The organism is Bradyrhizobium sp. CCBAU 53338, assembly GCF_015291665.1.
GTDB lineage: Bacteria > Pseudomonadota > Alphaproteobacteria > Rhizobiales > Xanthobacteraceae > Bradyrhizobium.
On record NZ_CP030048.1, the window covers coordinates 2,019,691 to 2,036,125 of the forward strand.

General features: G+C 63.8%; 13 protein-coding genes. 8 read left to right on the forward strand and 5 right to left on the reverse strand.

The genetic code is table 11. The features are described from left to right. Positions 1-101: 101 nt before the first annotated feature. From XH90_RS09485 to XH90_RS09505, 5 genes are all read right to left on the reverse strand, one after another. Complete coding sequence (locus XH90_RS09485; RefSeq protein ID WP_194480730.1) at positions 102-1,649, reverse strand: integrase family protein; 1,548 nt, start codon at positions 1,647-1,649, stop codon at positions 102-104. A gap of 425 nt (positions 1,650-2,074) precedes the next feature. Beyond that, positions 2,075-3,589 (reverse strand): DUF2235 domain-containing protein, encoded by a 1,515-nt coding sequence (locus XH90_RS09490; protein ID WP_194480732.1) that lies wholly within the window; start codon positions 3,587-3,589, stop codon positions 2,075-2,077. A 110-nt stretch (positions 3,590-3,699) separates the two neighbouring features. Next, positions 3,700-4,503 (reverse strand): hypothetical protein, encoded by an 804-nt coding sequence (locus XH90_RS09495; protein WP_194480735.1) that lies wholly within the window; start codon positions 4,501-4,503, stop codon positions 3,700-3,702. Beyond that, entirely contained in the window at positions 4,406-4,990 is a 585-nt protein-coding gene (locus tag XH90_RS09500; RefSeq protein ID WP_194480737.1) for a peptidoglycan-binding protein, read from the reverse strand. The genes XH90_RS09495 and XH90_RS09500 overlap by 98 nt, the downstream gene beginning before the upstream one ends. A gap of 410 nt (positions 4,991-5,400) precedes the next feature. Beyond that, on the reverse strand, positions 5,401-6,360 hold the full coding sequence (locus XH90_RS09505) for a LysR family transcriptional regulator (RefSeq protein WP_194482638.1): 960 nt from the start codon (positions 6,358-6,360) through the stop codon (positions 5,401-5,403). Positions 6,361-6,532: 172 nt separating this feature from the next. Between XH90_RS09505 and XH90_RS09510 the strand changes: the two genes are divergently transcribed. The 8 genes from XH90_RS09510 (at position 6,533) to XH90_RS09545 (ending at position 16,414) form a co-directional block, all read left to right on the forward strand. Further along, complete coding sequence (locus XH90_RS09510) at positions 6,533-7,153, forward strand: UbiX family flavin prenyltransferase (RefSeq protein WP_194480739.1); 621 nt, start codon at positions 6,533-6,535, stop codon at positions 7,151-7,153. Between the two features lie 25 nt (positions 7,154-7,178). Beyond that, entirely contained in the window at positions 7,179-8,591 is a 1,413-nt protein-coding gene (locus XH90_RS09515) for a UbiD family decarboxylase (RefSeq protein ID WP_194480742.1), read from the forward strand. A gap of 127 nt (positions 8,592-8,718) precedes the next feature. After that, positions 8,719-9,558, forward strand: a complete 840-nt coding sequence (locus XH90_RS09520; protein ID WP_194480745.1) for an AraC family transcriptional regulator — start codon at positions 8,719-8,721, stop codon at positions 9,556-9,558. Positions 9,559-9,701: 143 nt separating this feature from the next. Beyond that, positions 9,702-12,707 (forward strand): molybdopterin cofactor-binding domain-containing protein, encoded by a 3,006-nt coding sequence (locus XH90_RS09525; RefSeq protein ID WP_194480755.1) that lies wholly within the window; start codon positions 9,702-9,704, stop codon positions 12,705-12,707. Next, a complete protein-coding gene (locus XH90_RS09530; RefSeq protein WP_194480757.1) occupies positions 12,704-13,519 on the forward strand; it encodes a xanthine dehydrogenase family protein subunit M in 816 nt (271 codons plus the stop codon). Before XH90_RS09525 ends, XH90_RS09530 begins: the two co-directional genes overlap by 4 nt. Beyond that, positions 13,516-14,034: a (2Fe-2S)-binding protein gene (locus tag XH90_RS09535; protein WP_194480759.1), complete on the forward strand. Its 519-nt coding sequence runs from the start codon at positions 13,516-13,518 to the stop codon at positions 14,032-14,034. Before XH90_RS09530 ends, XH90_RS09535 begins: the two co-directional genes overlap by 4 nt. Then, a complete protein-coding gene (locus tag XH90_RS09540; RefSeq protein WP_194480761.1) occupies positions 14,027-15,571 on the forward strand; it encodes an AMP-binding protein in 1,545 nt (514 codons plus the stop codon). Before XH90_RS09535 ends, XH90_RS09540 begins: the two co-directional genes overlap by 8 nt. Positions 15,572-15,607: 36 nt before the next feature. Then, positions 15,608-16,414 carry an enoyl-CoA hydratase/isomerase family protein gene (locus tag XH90_RS09545; protein ID WP_194480762.1) on the forward strand — a complete coding sequence of 269 codons (807 nt, stop codon included), beginning with the start codon at positions 15,608-15,610 and terminating at the stop codon, positions 16,412-16,414. Positions 16,415-16,435 lie beyond the last annotated feature (21 nt).

Sequence of the window (16,435 nt, forward strand, 5' to 3'; positions counted from 1 at the left end):
CTGCTCCGTGACGCCTGGTTAATAGAGATGGACGATTCGTGCGTCGGGCCACAGCTCATCTTGACGTGTGGAGACGTTCTTACGGGTGGCGAGAGGAGGGACTATTCGGCCGCGTCGAGAAGCGTTGAGGCTCGTTCTTCGTCTTTCCGGTTGATGCGCTCTTTGCCGTATCGAGCGAGATAGATTGCATCCTTCAGCGCCTCTACGTCGAGCAGCCCGGGATCGGCGGCGATGGCTTCCTTCACGCGCGTTTCGAGCCACTCCGACCAGGCGAGCAGGATCTCGCGCTTTCTTCCGAGCAAGGGATCGAGAGCGTAATTGCCGGCTGTGACGTCGCAGGGCGGCGCACCTTCGGAATGATCGAGGACCATCTTGATCTCGACAAGGTCCAGACCGAGTTCGCGCTGCCCGTGGCTGGCAAAACCTCGACGCCATGCGTGACAGCTCATCTCGGCGCCTGGGAGGAACTGCAGGGCGTGATTGATGAAGCTCGGATCCGCGTGAGGATTTTTCGTCTTCTTGTCTTGCCCCGCTCGAACGGGGAAGTAATAGGCCTGGTCGCCGGCGAGGGTGTCCAACCGTCGGACCGCCAGCACCGTCGGGTGCACCAGAACAATCTTGTGGGGCAGGTGGGCGCGACGTCGGTTCGAACGTTTGCGCATGAACGGGGGGATGGACCAAAGGATGTCCGCGCTCTGATCCTCCCAATCTCCCATCACTCGAAATTCGGCCCTGTGGCTGCCGATGACAGCCCGCCGGCGCTGCAACGACCCGGCTAATAGCTCGATTGACAGAGCTGCCGTTTCCTTCATCGCTCTAGATCGGGCGATCGCGAGAGCCCGTCCCAGGCGTGCAGGGGAGGGAACGTCTCGGTTTGGATCTTCGGAGTCGTCTTCGAACAGGGCGATGATATCCGGAGTATCCCTCACAATGGTTGGGCGCTGCCTCTCGGGGGTCTTCAAGCGGAGGAGCAGGTTAGGGGCGACAGACGTTTCCTCCCGACGGCAATCGTCGGCGAGAAAGGTCCACATCGAGCCCAGGACGCTCTTGAGGTGTTCACCGGTCCGGTGAGCTCGATTGCAGACTTCGGCAACGCACTTCGCGACGTCTTCGCGCGTGATCGCTGCGACGTCCTTGTCTTCGAACCGTTCTAGTTCGGGCACCTTGGAGTGTCGCTTTTTCTCGTCAAGGCGCATCTTGCCGCCCAGCGTCCGCGCATAGTCGTCGTAGGTCTCCGGCGAGCGAAACTTTAGGATGTGATCGAGGAAAGCGTCGACGGATCTCGCCCAGCTCCAAGAGGGGACTGGTCGCTTGCCTCCGACGCGGGTCTGATTGGCGATCGGGACGCCCGTCATGTACTGGATGACGAGCATCTCCGGATCCATGCCGCGGCGGCACCACCCCTTCACCTCGCCGGCTCGTTCCCTTGCAATATCGGGCTTGATCTCCGGGCCGCCAATCGCCCAGCGGCGCTGCTTTCCCCACAGCCGTGATCGCACGGTCCATGTCACGCTTCCGCGGACGCGAAGCTGCAGCCCTCCACATTGAAGGTCAGATACCTCGTACTGGTTGCCCGCGGCGCAGTCGCTCACGGCCTTTTCCAGTGTCTTGGCGGTGATCTTCTGGCGGCTTTCGTGCTCGGCGTTCACTGGGTCACATCCGCTTTTCTGGGTCACGTGGGGTCACAAAACGACCAATTAGGAGCCAGAAACGCAAAACGCAACCGTTGCGGCTGTTTAGCGAGAAAAATCAGGAAAACCCTCTGATTTCAGTGGGAAGTTAACTGAGTTAGCTTCCCACTTTTGAGACTGCGACAGGCCCAAGAGCTTGGGTCACTCTGACTCTTAATCAGCGGGTCCCAGGTTCGAGCCCTGGTGCGCCCACCAAACAAATCAAGACCTTAGCGACAGAAACCGTTTGAGAGAGCCGAACTAAAACGGTTTTTCAAACGGTGATTTTGGCGGTCGATCGGCGGATCCACTCGCGGCATTGTGATCTACTTTGCTCGGCCGGGCGCAAGCGAAGCCGACTCGAGGGCCGCCCGGCAGAACCGCTTTTCAATGCGCTATCTGGGTCAGAGCCGCCCGACATAGCCGGCATTTTCCCACTTCTGTTCTATATCATCGGCGACGCATTGGGGCAGCTGCGCCGCGCTCCCATCGAAATAGTGCTTAAAGTCGACGTGAACCCTCATGTTGTCCGGCCGGTAAGCCGCCATGCGGTCATAGAGGAGAACTGATCCTGCCTCGAAGCGCTGATAGACTGATTTGTGCATCGGCGATTTTGATTCCCCACTCTCAATATCGGTAGGAAGATCGCGTACGCCGGCCTTGAGGAAGCCGCCCGCCTGCTCGTTGTGCTGGGGACCCGCGGGATTGGGCGACAGCCGCAGAACACTGCCGTCGTGTTTCAGGCCGCCCGGGATGAGCGAGGCTCCGGCGAGCAGCCAGTTGAGGGCGACGTCCGAGAGCCGCGCCTCATTCTCGAGATAGCCGCCGCCGACATCGGCGTGCACACCCGGAAACCAGACCTGTTCGAAATAGAGGTTGCCGTGCGCGTCGCGTACGTCCTGCTTCTCGGCCGTGGGCGACCAGCCAACGCGCTTGAAGTCGGCGCGGTTCTCGTCAATCGAGATCGCATGCTTGGCGTAACCGACATTGGGATTCAGCGTCGTGTCGTAGAATTTGTGCTTCGGCGGGGCGAAATGCACGGTCTGGAGGCGCTTCAAGATTCCATAGCCGGGCAAGGACGGCGCGATCTTCAGATAGTTCTTGAGAAAGACAATCAGGGCTGTGGCGATGCCGAGGTAACTCAGAAGCCAGGCCCCCCATCCCGCCCATGGAACGACCGGCTGAAGGAAGCCACCGAGCCAGTGCAGCCCGATCAGCAGCGCAATGCCGGAGGTCACGAGCGTAGTGCCAAGATATTTGTGGCCGAGGGCGGCGACCGTATCAAACACGCCGATGAAGTATGGAAACACGTTCGCCCGCTCGGCGCCGTCGATGGTGGTTGTGCTACCGTACTGCTGTCTGAATTGTGCGGCGATCGCGTCCCGGGTCTTCAACAGAAACTGCCGGTACCCAAGAGTCTTGCGCGAGTAGGATGGGCAGAATTGATAGACATCCTTGACGGCGTGCTCGGCCAGCTTGTGGATGCTCTTTGGATCGCGGCGCAGCGGCGAGCCATCGGGCATATGGCGCGGGACGCCGCAATAGGTCATGACGCCGGCAACCGATCGCACAGTGTAGGCCCCGCGGCTGAAACCGATCAGGAAGACGCGGTCGCCTTCCTCATAAAGGGCAATGATCGCGGCGTAGCAATCAACGATGTTCCTGGTGATCCCCAGGCCCGTCGCCATGCTGGCGAGGTTGTAGAGCCAGCGCATCCAGCCGATCCTGAAATGACCTCCGTCGGACGCCGAACCCAGACCGGGGTCGTAGAAGGCGACCTGTTCGGATGGTTCGACCTTCGTGTCCGGACCGACACGGCAGGCGCGGTAGAGCTTGTAAACGTTCGTCCGCGCTTCGTCGAAATTGATGCCGCCGGCCTGGCCTGTACCGTCGGAAAAGATCACGACATTCTTCGGCATTGCATACTGTCCCACCAAACTGCCAAACGCTAACCCATATCGCAGATTGCGCGTGTCGACATTCGCGTCGGCGCACTTGCACAGCCCTCGATTGTTTGGGCCGATGCAGTCTAAAGCTTCTTGATGTTGATCTGTGAAACAGGTACTGCCGTCCAGTCGTCATTGTCCAGCCGGTAAGCATTTCCGGCCGCGTCCCAAACATATCCAAGCTTTTTCTTGACCAGCAAGCCTGGACGCAGGCGGTCTGTCCTCGGGTCGTTCCGTATCGCCCCTGTCTTTGCATCAAAGAGTATGGCGTCTACATAATCCTTTCCCTGACCAAGAGCCGATACAAAGGCAGTAAACCGGGATGGGCTTTCGAACACCTGCTTGGACAGCACGTACCATCCGTTCGATTTCGATAGTGCACATGGATTGAGAAGGCAGGAGGCAAGCATTTGCGCCTGAATCTGGTCCCGCAACGAGCCGGGATTGGTCTTGCACCAGTCTGACCAGAAACTGGAGAGCTCCGTTGCTGCTCCGACACCGGATTTGAGCCCGCCGGAAAACTGCTCATACCACTTCAGCAGATCGTTCGGGGAGGGTGTGCCCGACAACAGAATCAGAAACTTCTTGATAAATGTAGCCGGGCTCTGATTGTAGGTCTTCATGCCGATGGCGAGTATCAGGTCAGCAACGGCAACCGCGTTCTCCGCTGCGTACTTCTTGAAAGCCTTGGTCGCTTCGACCTGCCGCCCGACCCCCACGAGGCTGAGACCGTGCTTTTTTCCGAGCACGATGATGTTGAGCTGCTTGTCGCTTCCGATCAGTTTCTGATCAATATTGATATTGACCCAGGTGCAGCAGATCTGCTTTCTCCCAAGCCGAGAAGAGAGACGCGATGTGTGCAGCAGCGAGACGATGACACCGAACATAGCCAGGGTAGCCTTTGGCGAACTCTAGCTGATTGACTTCGATATCGATGATGTTCTGCTTGATCCAATCGGAATAGGCGCCGTCGCAACTTCCCAGGATCACGATCGATTCGGCATCCGCTCGATAGGGGCGCGCGAGCTGCTTGAACTTGAAGCAGCCGAACTGCTCGTTTCGCCACCTGTTGGTGGGACTGGCTGTCCCTTCCGGCTTGGAAGGCCAACTCGCCTTGCTGCGCTTTGCGTAGTAGTCGTCCGGCGGCACGGTGTAGCCCATCATTGCCGCCACCTCCAAGGTCCTGGCATCGAGCGCACCGGTCGGCTTCAGTTCTTGCGCGACCTGGAAAAACTTTGTGGCCTTCTCGGTCTTTTCACCGAACTCGGCGTCGATGCCCCCCGTCTGGTTAAATCCTTTTCTCAGCAGAAAGTATTGCCATCGCTGCACCTCAGCGGGAACATTCTTGGCTCCGCGAGCCAACAAGAAACTCATTCCTGGCACTCCGATCCGCCGACTCTCTGGATGCGTGCTGCGTCGCCTCGGCTAGTCCTGTGCTCGTGCAGGACTAAGTCCTGTGGCGGCGAGCACAGCGCCCGCGCCGAACGACAGCAAGCACCTGCGATTGAGGTCAAAGCCGTTGGCGCACGGCGCCGTGCTGTCCGTGATCTCGCTGCGACCGAACGGTGTCATCCCGGACTGGACCTCCCGACTGTGTCTTGTTCTGCAAGACCTGGAATCGTCCGGGACAGGAGTCGTCGGGGATGAGCGCCAGGTTCGCGAGTTTCTGCGCCTGGACCGTAGTTAGCAGGCCATTGCGGCCGTGATGCCGGCTGGTCTCAAAACTTACCAACGCGTCTCATTTTGCAGCGGGCGCGACATCTTGTCCGTGCGGAATTCTGCATTCAGGAGATCGGTTTCCTGCGCGCGTTGCGCGAAGGCGAAGTTGCGTTGCGCGAGGCGGGCTCCACGAACCCGCTCGCCACGGCGGCGGCCTGCGCAAGATCCTGGCTGATGACATCGAGCACGGCCTTGGCCGCGACCGACACGGCGCGCCTGGGGTGATGCACCCAGGCAATCGAGCGCACGATCCTCTGCTCGTCGAAGCGATGCGCCCGGATGCTGCCGCTGGCGAGCGATTGCCGGAGTGCAATGGTCGGCAGCACCGTCGCGAAATCGGTAGTCGCGATCACGTCGCAGAGCGCGGGCAGGGTGTCGAGCTCAAGGCGTGGCCGCAGGTCAATTCCGATTGGGGCGGCATGCTCGTCGAGGATCAGGCGCAAGCCGTGGCGCTTCGACGGCAGCACGAGATCGACCTTGGCGATGTGGTCGAAGCGTAGTTTTGCAGGCGGCCTGATCGGGCCGTCCTTCCGGCAGGCGAACACCATCTCTTCGTCCATGACGTGGTGCGCGGCTAACGGCGTCTTGCGGCGCGGCACGTTGATCAGCGCGAAATCGAGCTGGCCGGTGCTGACCCAGTCGACCAGCGTTTCGGTATAGCCCTCGCAGACCGACAGCGTGATCTCGGGATAGCGGCTGGCGACTGTCGCCGACGACCTCGCCATCGTGCTTTGCGCCACCGAGGTGATGAGGCCAACCGAGACGCGGCCCGAGATGCGCCCGCCGAGCTGCGCCATCTCCTGCCGCGCGTATTCGGCATCGCGCACGATCGGGGCCGTCAACCGCACCAGCGCTTCGCCGGCGCTGGTCAGCGTCATGCCCTGGACGCTGCGGTCGAACAGTTTTTGCCCGAGCTCCGCCTCGAGCTTGGCGATCTGCATGCTGAGCGCCGGCTGCACGATGTTGAGCTGGCGCGCGGCCCTTGTGACGTTCTTTTCCTCGGCTAGGCACAGGAAATATTGCATCTGCCTGAGTTCCACGGGGGCCTGTCCTTCGTTCGGCAATCCAGCTCAGGCCATCATCTCAGTTGATGAACGACATAATCAATCATTATTTGTGGTGATGGGTGGGATTGCGTAGTCTTGCGGCGGACCGCGTGACCTCAGAGGCGCGTCCCCAGGGAGCGAAACCAGCCATATGCAGGACACCACGCCCAAGCGCATGATCATCGGCATTTCCGGCGCCTCCGGCGTGACCTATGGCGTGCGCCTGCTGCAGCTCCTGCGCAATGCCGGCGTCGAGACGCATCTCGTGATGTCGAAGACCGCCGAGCAGACCTTTGCCTACGAGACCGACCTGAAGATCGCGGAGGTGAGGGCGCTCGCCAACGTCAACCATGCTATCGACGACATGGCCTCAGCCATCGCGAGCGGCTCGTTCCGCACCGCCGGCATGATCGTGGCACCGTGCTCGATGCGCTCGATGTCCGAGATCGCCTCGGGCGTGACAACGACGCTGCTGACCCGTGCTGCCGACGTCGTGCTTAAGGAGCGCCGCCGTCTGGTGCTGATGGTGCGCGAGACCCCGCTGCACACCGGGCACCTCAGGACCATGACGGCGCTATCGGAGATGGGCGCGATCATCGCGCCGCCCGTGCCGGCCTTCTACGTCAAGCCGGAAAATCTCGAAGACATGGTCGAGCACACCGTCGGCCGCGTGCTCGACTTGTTCGATATCGACATCGGCGTGGTGCGCCGCTGGGGCGAGGACGAGGCCCTCAAGCGCCGCTCGCCGACGCTGCGCAAGATCGCGCCCTGATTTGAGACCTTGAGGAAAGACCTGTATGCCAATGGACAATGTTGCGAGGAACGCGCCCGCCGATCTGCGCGCCTGGCTCGCTTATCTTGCCGAACGCGGCAAGCTCGCGATCGCGCGCGAGGGCGTTGCGCTGGTGGACGAGCTCGCCGCCATCGCCAAGCGGCTGGAGCGCGACAGCGCGGTGCTGTTTCCGCGCCCTGACGGGCACGCGATCCCCGTGGTCGCGAACCTCTTTGCCGGCCGCGACTGGGTCGCTGATTCCATCGGTGTGACCGAGGACCAGTTGCTGCCGCGGTTCCTGGCGGCTGCCAGCCATCCGTTGCCGACGCACGAGGTCGCGAGCGGTCCAGTGCAGGAGGTCGTCCATGACGACGTCGACCTGCTGCGCCAGCTTCCGGTCCCCAAGCACAATGAGCGCGACAGCGGTCCCTATATCACAGCCGGCCTGCTGATCGCTCGCAACCCGAAGACCGGCGTCCAGAACGTCTCGATCCATCGTTGCCAGATCTCCGACAAGAAGCGCATCGGCGTACTGCTGCTGCCGCGGCACACTTTCTCCTATTATCGCCTCGCCGAGCAGCTGGGCCAGGCGCTGGAGATTGCGATCGTGATCGGCGCGCATCCGGCCTTGATGCTGGCCTCGCAGGCGATCGCGGCACTGGACGAGGACGAGATGGCAATTGCCGGTGCGCTGTTAGGCGCGCCCGTCGATGTCGTGAAGTGCCGGACCAATTCGGTCCGGGTTCCCGCCCATGCGGAGATCGTGATCGAGGGGCGCGTTCTGCAAGACGTGCGCGAGCCGGAGGGGCCGTTCGGCGAATTCCCCCAATATTACGGCCCGCGCGCCAATCGCGAGGTGATCGAGGTCGACGCAATCACGCATCGCAAGAAGCCGATCTTCCACACCATCGTCGGCGGCGGCTTCGAGCACCTGGTCCTCGGCGGCGTGCCGCGCGAGGCGACGCTGCTCCAGCATCTGCGACGCAGCTTCCCCAACGTGCTCGACGTTCGACTGACGCGCGGCGGTACATGCCGCTATCATCTCGCGATCAAGATCGACAAGGCCAATGACGGCGAGCCCAAGAACATCATGATGTGCTCCTTCGGCGCGCATTACGACATCAAGCAGGTGGTCGTCGTGGACAAGGACGTCGACATCTCCTCGTCGGACGAGATCGAATGGGCGGTGGCGACGCGCTTCCAGGCTGATTGCGATCTCATGGTCGTCTCAGGCGCGCTCGGCTCTAAGCTTGATCCGACCACCGACAACGGCATCAGCGCCAAGATGGGCCTGGATGCGACCGCACCGGTCAGCGCGCCCGAGCTCGCCTTCAAGCGCATCCGCGTCAAGGGCGAGGAGGATGTCGATCTCGTCACCGCGTTGCAGGCCGACCCCAGCGCCGCCATCGTGCGGCTTCTTGCGGAGGCACGAACGTGATCCGATCAACGCGTGCGAGAAACTTGCGTCGGTTTGCGCGGTTGGAATATGAAGCGGGTGCCGCATATAGTGCCGCTCGAGTAAGCCAATCGTGTTGCAGCGCAATGCTGTTGGGAGGAAGGAACTGATGTCGACGGCCCTGCGCATCGCTCACGGCGCTTTCGGCAGGGTCGCGCTGCTCGACATGGACCGTTCGCTGGTCCGTCACGCTCATCATCACTGTCACGTTCTGCTCAAGGTTGAGGGCGCCGACACGCAGTTCCTGGTCGGCGACCAAGTCACGCCGCTTACCGATACCGCGGCCGTGCTCGTCGACGGCTGGAAGTCGCATGCTTACGTGCACGACGTCAATCGTCCGCGCACGCTGATCATGGCCCTCTATATCGAGCCGGAATGGCTGAAGGAGTTTCGCCCCGGTTGGGCCGCCAGCGGCGCGCCGGGTTTTTTCGAGCGTCCTTCGGGCGAGGTGTCGCCGCGCATCCGCCAGCTCACGCTGCATCTGGCCGCTGAAATGATGGCGAATCCGGATGCGGTGCGCACCCATGAGCAGACCCTGTCTGATCTGATGATCGCGGTGATCGAGCGTTTCACGCCCTGGCGCAGCTTTGCGACCTCGATCCGCGGCATGAGGGCGGTGGGCTGCGACTGGCGCATCCGCCGCGCCATGGACGCGATGCGCGTCCATGATTCCTATTCCAATGTCGATCAGTTCGTGAAGGGCGCGGGCCTCTCGCGCGCGCAGTTCTTCCGCCTGTTCGACGCTTCGCTCGGCGTCTCGCCGAAGATCTATCTCAACGTCGTGCGCATGGAGCGCGCGCTGGAGGCGGTGATGCGCGAGGAGACGCCGCTCGGCGAGCTCAGCGAGCGTTTTGGTTTTCCGGAGCCGGCGCATTTCACGCGTTTTTTCCGCGATCATGCCGGCGTCAGCCCGCGCGAATTCCGCAACGTCTCGCGTCTCGCGGGGTGATGCTCGCGGATCGATGCTGCGCTGCACTCTCTCGAATGAGACGATTTGGTAAGTCGTGAGAGTGCGCGGTATGGCGCCCGCACCCCCTGTCCTGACAACTGTCACCGTCGCGTCAAAGAGCGCGTCGGGAGGTATGCCGGGACATGTTGCAGGCGGTCACATCCGCAAATCCGGGGAGTGGCGACGAACCGTGGGTCGGGCGTTCGATCGAGCGCGTCGAGGACGCTGCGCTGCTGTCCGGCCGCGGCCGCTTCATCGACGATCTCGGCGTCCAGCCCGGCACGCTGCATGCGACCATCCTGCGCTCGCCGCACGCCCATGCCGACATTCTCTCCATCGACGTTGAAGCGGCAAAGCGCTGGCCGGGCGTTGCCGCGGTTCTGACCGGCAGCGACGTCAAGGCCGTCACCACCAGTCTCGTCGTCGGCGTGAAGGCGCCGGTCGAGTGCTGGCCGATTGCGATGGATCGCGTGCGCTATGTCGGCGAGCCTGTCGCTGTGGTCGTGGCGACAGATCGCGCGCGCGCGGAAGACGCGGCTGAGCTGATCAATGTCGACTATCGTCCGCGTGGGGCCGTCGTCGATCCGCTGGGCGCGATCTCGACGGGCGCGCCGGTGCTGCATGACGGCTTTCCGGGCAATCTCGCCAGCGACCGTGCGTTCCGCTATGGCGACCCCGAGACGGCCTTTGCGGACGCGCCGCATCGGTTCTCCATCGATATCCGCTACCCCCGCAATTCCTGTACGCCGATCGAGACCTACGGCGTCATCGCCTCGCACGATGCCGGCGAAGATGCCTATGAAGTTCTCGCCAATTTCCAGGGACCGTTCAGCATCCACACCGTGATTGCGCGTGCGCTGAAGGTGCCGGGCAATCGGCTGCGACTGCGCACGCCGCCGGATTCCGGCGGCAGCTTTGGCGTCAAGCAAGGCGTCTTTCCCTACATTGTGCTGATCGCGGCGGCCGCGCGCGTCACGGGACGGCCGGTGAAGTGGATCGAGGACCGGCTCGAGCATCTCACCGCATCGGTGTCGGCGACCAACCGTGCGACGACCTTGGCGGCGGCGGTAGCCGCCGATGGCAAGATCCTCGCGCTCGACTGGGATCAGGTCGAGGATTGCGGCGCGCATCTGCGCGCGCCCGAGCCAGCGACGCTCTACCGCATGCACGGCAATCTGACCGGCGCCTACGACATCCACAACGTCAAGATCCGCAACCGCGTCGTCGTCACCAACAAGACGCCGACCGGTCTCAACCGCGGCTTTGGCGGACCGCAGGTCTATTTCGCGCTGGAACGACTGGTGCAGCGCATCGCGATCGGCCTCGGCCTCGATCCGCTCGATGTCATCAAGCGCAATCTGATCGATGCCGGCGCGTTTCCCTATCGGACCGCGACGGGTGCGTTGCTCGATTCCGGCAATTACCAGGAAGCCGTTGCGCTCGCAGTCGAGCAGGGCAGGCTCGCTGCACTCAGGGCGAAGCGCGATGAGGCGCGCGCACAGGGGCGTCTCTACGGCATCGGCTTCACCGCGGTGGTCGAGCCCAGCGTCTCCAACATGGGCTACATCACCACCGTGCTGACCGCCGCCGAGCGCCGCAAGGCAGGTCCCAAGAACGGAGCGCAGGCGACCGCGACCGTCGGGCTCGATCCGGTCGGCAGCGTCACGGTTCACGTCGCCTCGGTGCCGCAGGGGCAGGGGCATCGCACCGTACTGGCGCAGGTTGTTGCGGACGTCTTTGGCCTTCATCCGAAGGATATCCGCGTCAACACCGAGATCGACACCGCCAAGGATGCCTGGTCGATCGCATCGGGTAACTACGCCAGCCGTTTTGCCGCGGCGGTCGCGGGCACCGCTAAGATCGCTGCCGAGCGCGTCGCCGGCCGCCTTGCGCGCATCGCCGCCAGTCAGCTCAACGTCGAAGCGACCGACATCGTGTTCGCAAGGGGCTTCGTCGCCTCCAGGCACAATCCGGAGAACCGGATCGCGTTCTCGCGCGTCGCCGCGCTCAGCCATTGGTCGCCGGGCTCGCTGCCCGACGATGCCGGCCAGACCATCCGCGAGACCGTGTTCTGGACGCCGCCGGAGCTGACGCCGCCCGACGAGGATGACCGCATCAACTCCTCGCTCTGCCACGGCTTCATCTTCGACTTCTGCGGCGTGGAGATCGATCCGACCACGCTGGAGACGCGGATCGACCGCTACGTCACCATGCACGATTGCGGCACCATTTTGCATCCCGGCATGGTCAACGGCCAGATCCGCGGCGGCTTTACCCAGGCGCTCGGGGCCGCACTTCTTGAGGAATATGCCTATGCCGAGGATGGCAGTTTTCTGACGGCAACGCTTGCCGACTACCTGCTGCCGACCACCACAGAGGTACCGGAGCCCGAGATCCTCCACATGGAGACGCCGTCGCCGTTCACGCCGCTCGGGGCGAAAGGCGTTGGCGAAGGCAATTGCATGTCGACGCCGGTGTGCCTTGCCAATGCGGTCGCGGATGCGCTCGGCGTCGCCGACGTCACGCTGCCGCTGGTGCCGGCGCGGCTGGCAGGATTGGTGCGCGGCGCTGAGCCGCCGCCACCTACGGGCGGCGCGACTGCCGCGCCCGCGCGCGAAAGCGATCGGCGGCTGCGCGGCGAGGGGCAGGCTTCGGTGAAGGGTGCGCCCGAGCAGGTCTGGGCCATGCTGCTCGATCCCGCCACACTGCAATCGGTCATTCCCGGCTGCCAGCGCGTCGACAAGATCACCGACACGCATTTTCGCGCTGACGTCACGCTCGGCGTCGGTCCCGTCAGCGGGCGCTATCGCGCCGACGTCGAGCTGTTCGATCTCGATCCGCCGCGCGCGGTGACGCTGCGCGGGGACGCCACCGGCGCGCTCGGGTTTGGTAACGCCGAGGGACGGATCACGCTCGCACCTGACGGCAACGGCGGCACGAAGCTGACCTACAGCTATGACGTCGCGATCGGCGGCAAGGTCGCCAGCATCGGCGGCCGCCTGCTCGACGGCGCGACGCGCGTCATCATCGGCCAGTTTTTCACCGCGCTCGCCCGCAAGGCCGGCGGCGGCAGTGCAGAGAGCGGCGGCTTCTCGCTGTTTGCCGTGCTGGCGAAGCTGGCCGCCAGCCTGTTCGGGGGGCGCCGATGAAGCCGCCCGCATTCGACTATCTCCGCGCTGAAACCACAGGCGACGTCCTCGATGGCCTCGCGCAGCAAGGCGGCGATGCCCGCGTGCTCGCGGGCGGGCAATCGCTGATGGCGATGCTCAACATGCGCCTCGCCAAGCCCAAACTGCTGATCGACATCATGCGGTTGAAGGAGCTCCGCCAGATCGAACGCAAGGGTGATGCAATCGTCATCGGCGCCGGCGTGCGCCAGGCCGATCTCTTGGCCTGGCCTCAGCTTGCCGAAACGCTGCCGCTGGTCGCGCTGGCGTTGCCCTGGGTCGGGCACATGCAGACGCGGAGCCGCGGCACCATTTGCGGCTCGCTCGCCCATGCCGATCCCAGCGCCGAGATGCCGCTGACGCTGGTTGCGCTCGGCGGCGAAGTGCGTTTGCGCAGCGCCAAGCGCCGCCGCCGCGTTACCGCGAAGGACTTCTTCGCCGGCATGATGCTGACCGCGCGCGCCGATGACGAGTTGATCGAAGGCATCTCGCTGCCTCTCGTCAAGGGATCACGCGTCGCCTTTCGCGAGGTCGCGCGCCGTCACGGCGATTTCGCCATCGTCGCCTGCGCCGCGATGAGGACGCCGACCGGCGTGCGTCTCGCCGTCGGGGGCGTCGCCGACGTCCCGACCGCGCGCGATTGGCCTGTTCTCGACGGCAGCGCGCTCGACGACGCCCTCAATGCCTTCGCCTACGAGCTCGGTGCGCGTGACGACGTCCACGCCACCGCGCGCTACCGCCGCGACCTGGTCCGCATGATCGGCCGCGATCTGATCGGCGAGGTGCTGCGATGACCCGTCTCAAGGCCGATCAGCGCCACTCTGTGCGCTTCACGCTCAACGGCAGGCCCGTCGAGGGAGAAGCCGAGCCGCGCATGCTGCTGTCTGATTTTCTACGGCATCAGTTGGGCGCGACCGGGACCCATGTCGGCTGCGAGCACGGCGTCTGTGGCGCCTGCACCATCGTCGTCGACGGCATGCTGACGCGGTCGTGCCTGACGCTCGCCGCGCAGGTCGACGGCTGCGAGCTCAAAACGGTCGAAGGGCTCGCGCCCTCGGCTGACCGGCTCGGCGTGCTGCAGCAGGCGTTCCGCCGCAACCACGCGCTCCAATGCGGCTTCTGCACCGCGGGCATCTTGATGTCGCTCGACCATTATCTCGCGACGAATCCGGCGCCGACCGAAGCTGACATCCGTGACCTCCTCAGCGGCCATATCTGCCGCTGCACCGGTTACACCCCGATCATCCAGGCGGCGCTGGAAGCCGCCGCCCAGCTCGCTTCATCCACAAAAGAGACGTCAGATGCTTGATCTCGCCAGCAGCTTCATGGGCAGCGCCGCGCGCGATCCGAACGCGATTGCCCTGGTCGACGGCGACCTTCGCCTGACTTACCGGCAATGGTACGACAAGATCTCCGCGCTGGTGGCCTCGTTCGATCGCCTCGGTCTCAAGCCCGGCGACCACGTCGTCACGCTGCTGCAGAACCGCTGGGAGGCAGCGACGCTGCATTGGGCCTGCCAGTTTGCCGGCCTCGTCATCACGCCGATCAACTGGCGCGCCAAGGCGGACGAGCTCGATTATTGCATCGAGAACGCCGAAGCCTGCGCGGTGTTCTATCAGGATATTTCCGCCGAAGCGGTGCAGGGCTCGGCGCTATCAGGCGGGCGGCTGCGGGTATCGGTCGATCCCGGGATCGGCGATGCAACGAGCTTTGCTGATCTGATCAAGGATGGTGCGCCGGATGCCGAGCCGCGCGTCGGTGCCGATGCCTGGTCGATCATGCTCTACACGTCGGGGACGACCTCACGTCCGAAAGGCGTGCCGCGCCGGCATCGTGCCGAGCGGGCCGCGGCGATCGCCCATGTCGCGCAGAATCTCTACGGCCGCGGCGAGCGCACGCTCGGCGTGATGCCGCTCTATCACACCATGGGCGTCCGCTCGCTGCTGGCGATGTCGCTGATCGGCGGCAGCTTCGTCTGTCTGCCGCGCTATGACAGCCGCCAGGCGCTGGCGCTGATCGCGAAGGAGGCGATCACCAACCTCTACCTGGTGCCGACCCTCTATCACGACCTCGTTCATCACGAGGCCTTTGCCAGGACCGACGTTTCCAGCGTGCGCAAGCTCGGCTTTGCCGGCGCGTCGATGACCGATGGCCTGCTGAAGAAGCTGAACGAGGCGTTCAAGCCCGACCTGTTCGTCAACCATTACGGCAGCTCCGAGATCTACACCTTTACGATCGACCAGAACGCCACGGCAAAGCCTGGCTCGGCCGGCAAGGCCGGTCTGAACCAGCACGTCAAGGTGGTGCGCATCGGCGCGAAGTCGATCGCAGATCTTGTCGCGGTCGGCGAGGAGGGCGAGATCATCGCGACGCTGAGAGGCGACGAGGCCTTTGAGGGCTATTGGCGCCGTCCCGGGGCCGACGCCAAGTCGCTGCGCGAAGGCTGGTATTTTACGGGCGACACTGGCTTCGTCGATCCCGACGGCGATCTGTTCGTCACCGGCCGCGTCGACGACATGATCATCACCGGCGGTGAGAACGTCTCGCCGGTCGAGATCGAAAGCTGCCTGTCGCTGCATCCCGCCGTGGACGAGGTTGCGGTGGTCGGCGTTGCCGACGAGAAATGGGGCAAGATCGTCGCCGCCTTCGTCAAGCGCAATCGCGCCGTCTCCGACGTCGAGCTGGAGCAGTTCTGCCGCACCTCGGGCCTTGCCAATTTCAAGCGGCCGCGCCGCTACGTCTTCGTCGACGCGATCCCGAAATCGCCGGTCGGCAAGCTGCTGCGGCGACTGCTCGTCGCCGGAGAATACGAGGCCGAGCGCCTGCCGCCGTCGGACGCGGCCTGATCATCACCCATCAACGATCAACAGAAGGAAGCCAAAATGCCGTCATCCTATACGTTCGCCGATCCTCGGCTTGCAAAGCTCGACGGGTTCAAGGTCGAGATCGACGAGGCGCATGAGCGCGCCGACATCATCCTGGGACGTCCGCCCTACAACGTCGTGGCGATGCCGCAGCGCGACCAGCTGCGTCTGACCTTCGAGACGCTGGACGAGGATCCGCGCGTTCGCGTCATCGTGGTGCGCGGCGAGGGCGAGCACTTCTCCAGCGGCGGCAATATCGGCGGCTTCATGGAGGCGAGCCCCGAGCACGTCTCCAAGCTTGCCTGGAACATCGCGGCGCCCGCGCGCTGCGCCAAGCCGGTGATCGTCGCCAACCGCGGCTATTGCTTCGGCGTCGGCTTCGAGCTGTCGCTCGCCTGCGACTTCCGCATTGCCTCGGAGACCACGCAATACGCGCTGCCGGAGCAGAAGCTCGGCCAGATCCCGGGTTCCGGCGGATCGGCCCGCCTGCAGAAGATGGTCGGCATCACGCGCACCAAGGACATCGTGATGCGCTCCAAGCGCATCTCGGCCAAGCAGGCCTATGACTGGGGCATCGCCACCGAATGCGTGCCCGATGCCGAACTGGAGAAGGCGACCGACAAGCTCGTCGACGAGCTCCGCACCTTCTCGCCGCTGGCGCAGCGAACCGCCAAGAAGCTGCTCAACGACACCGAGGATTCCACGCTCGCGATCGCCATCGAGCTCGAAGGCCATTGCTACAGCCGCCTGCGGCAGTCGGACGACTTTAGGGAAGGCGTCGAGGCCTTCAACGCCAAGCGCCCGCCGAAATTCGCCGGCCGCTGACGCATGCACTTGAAACGGCCG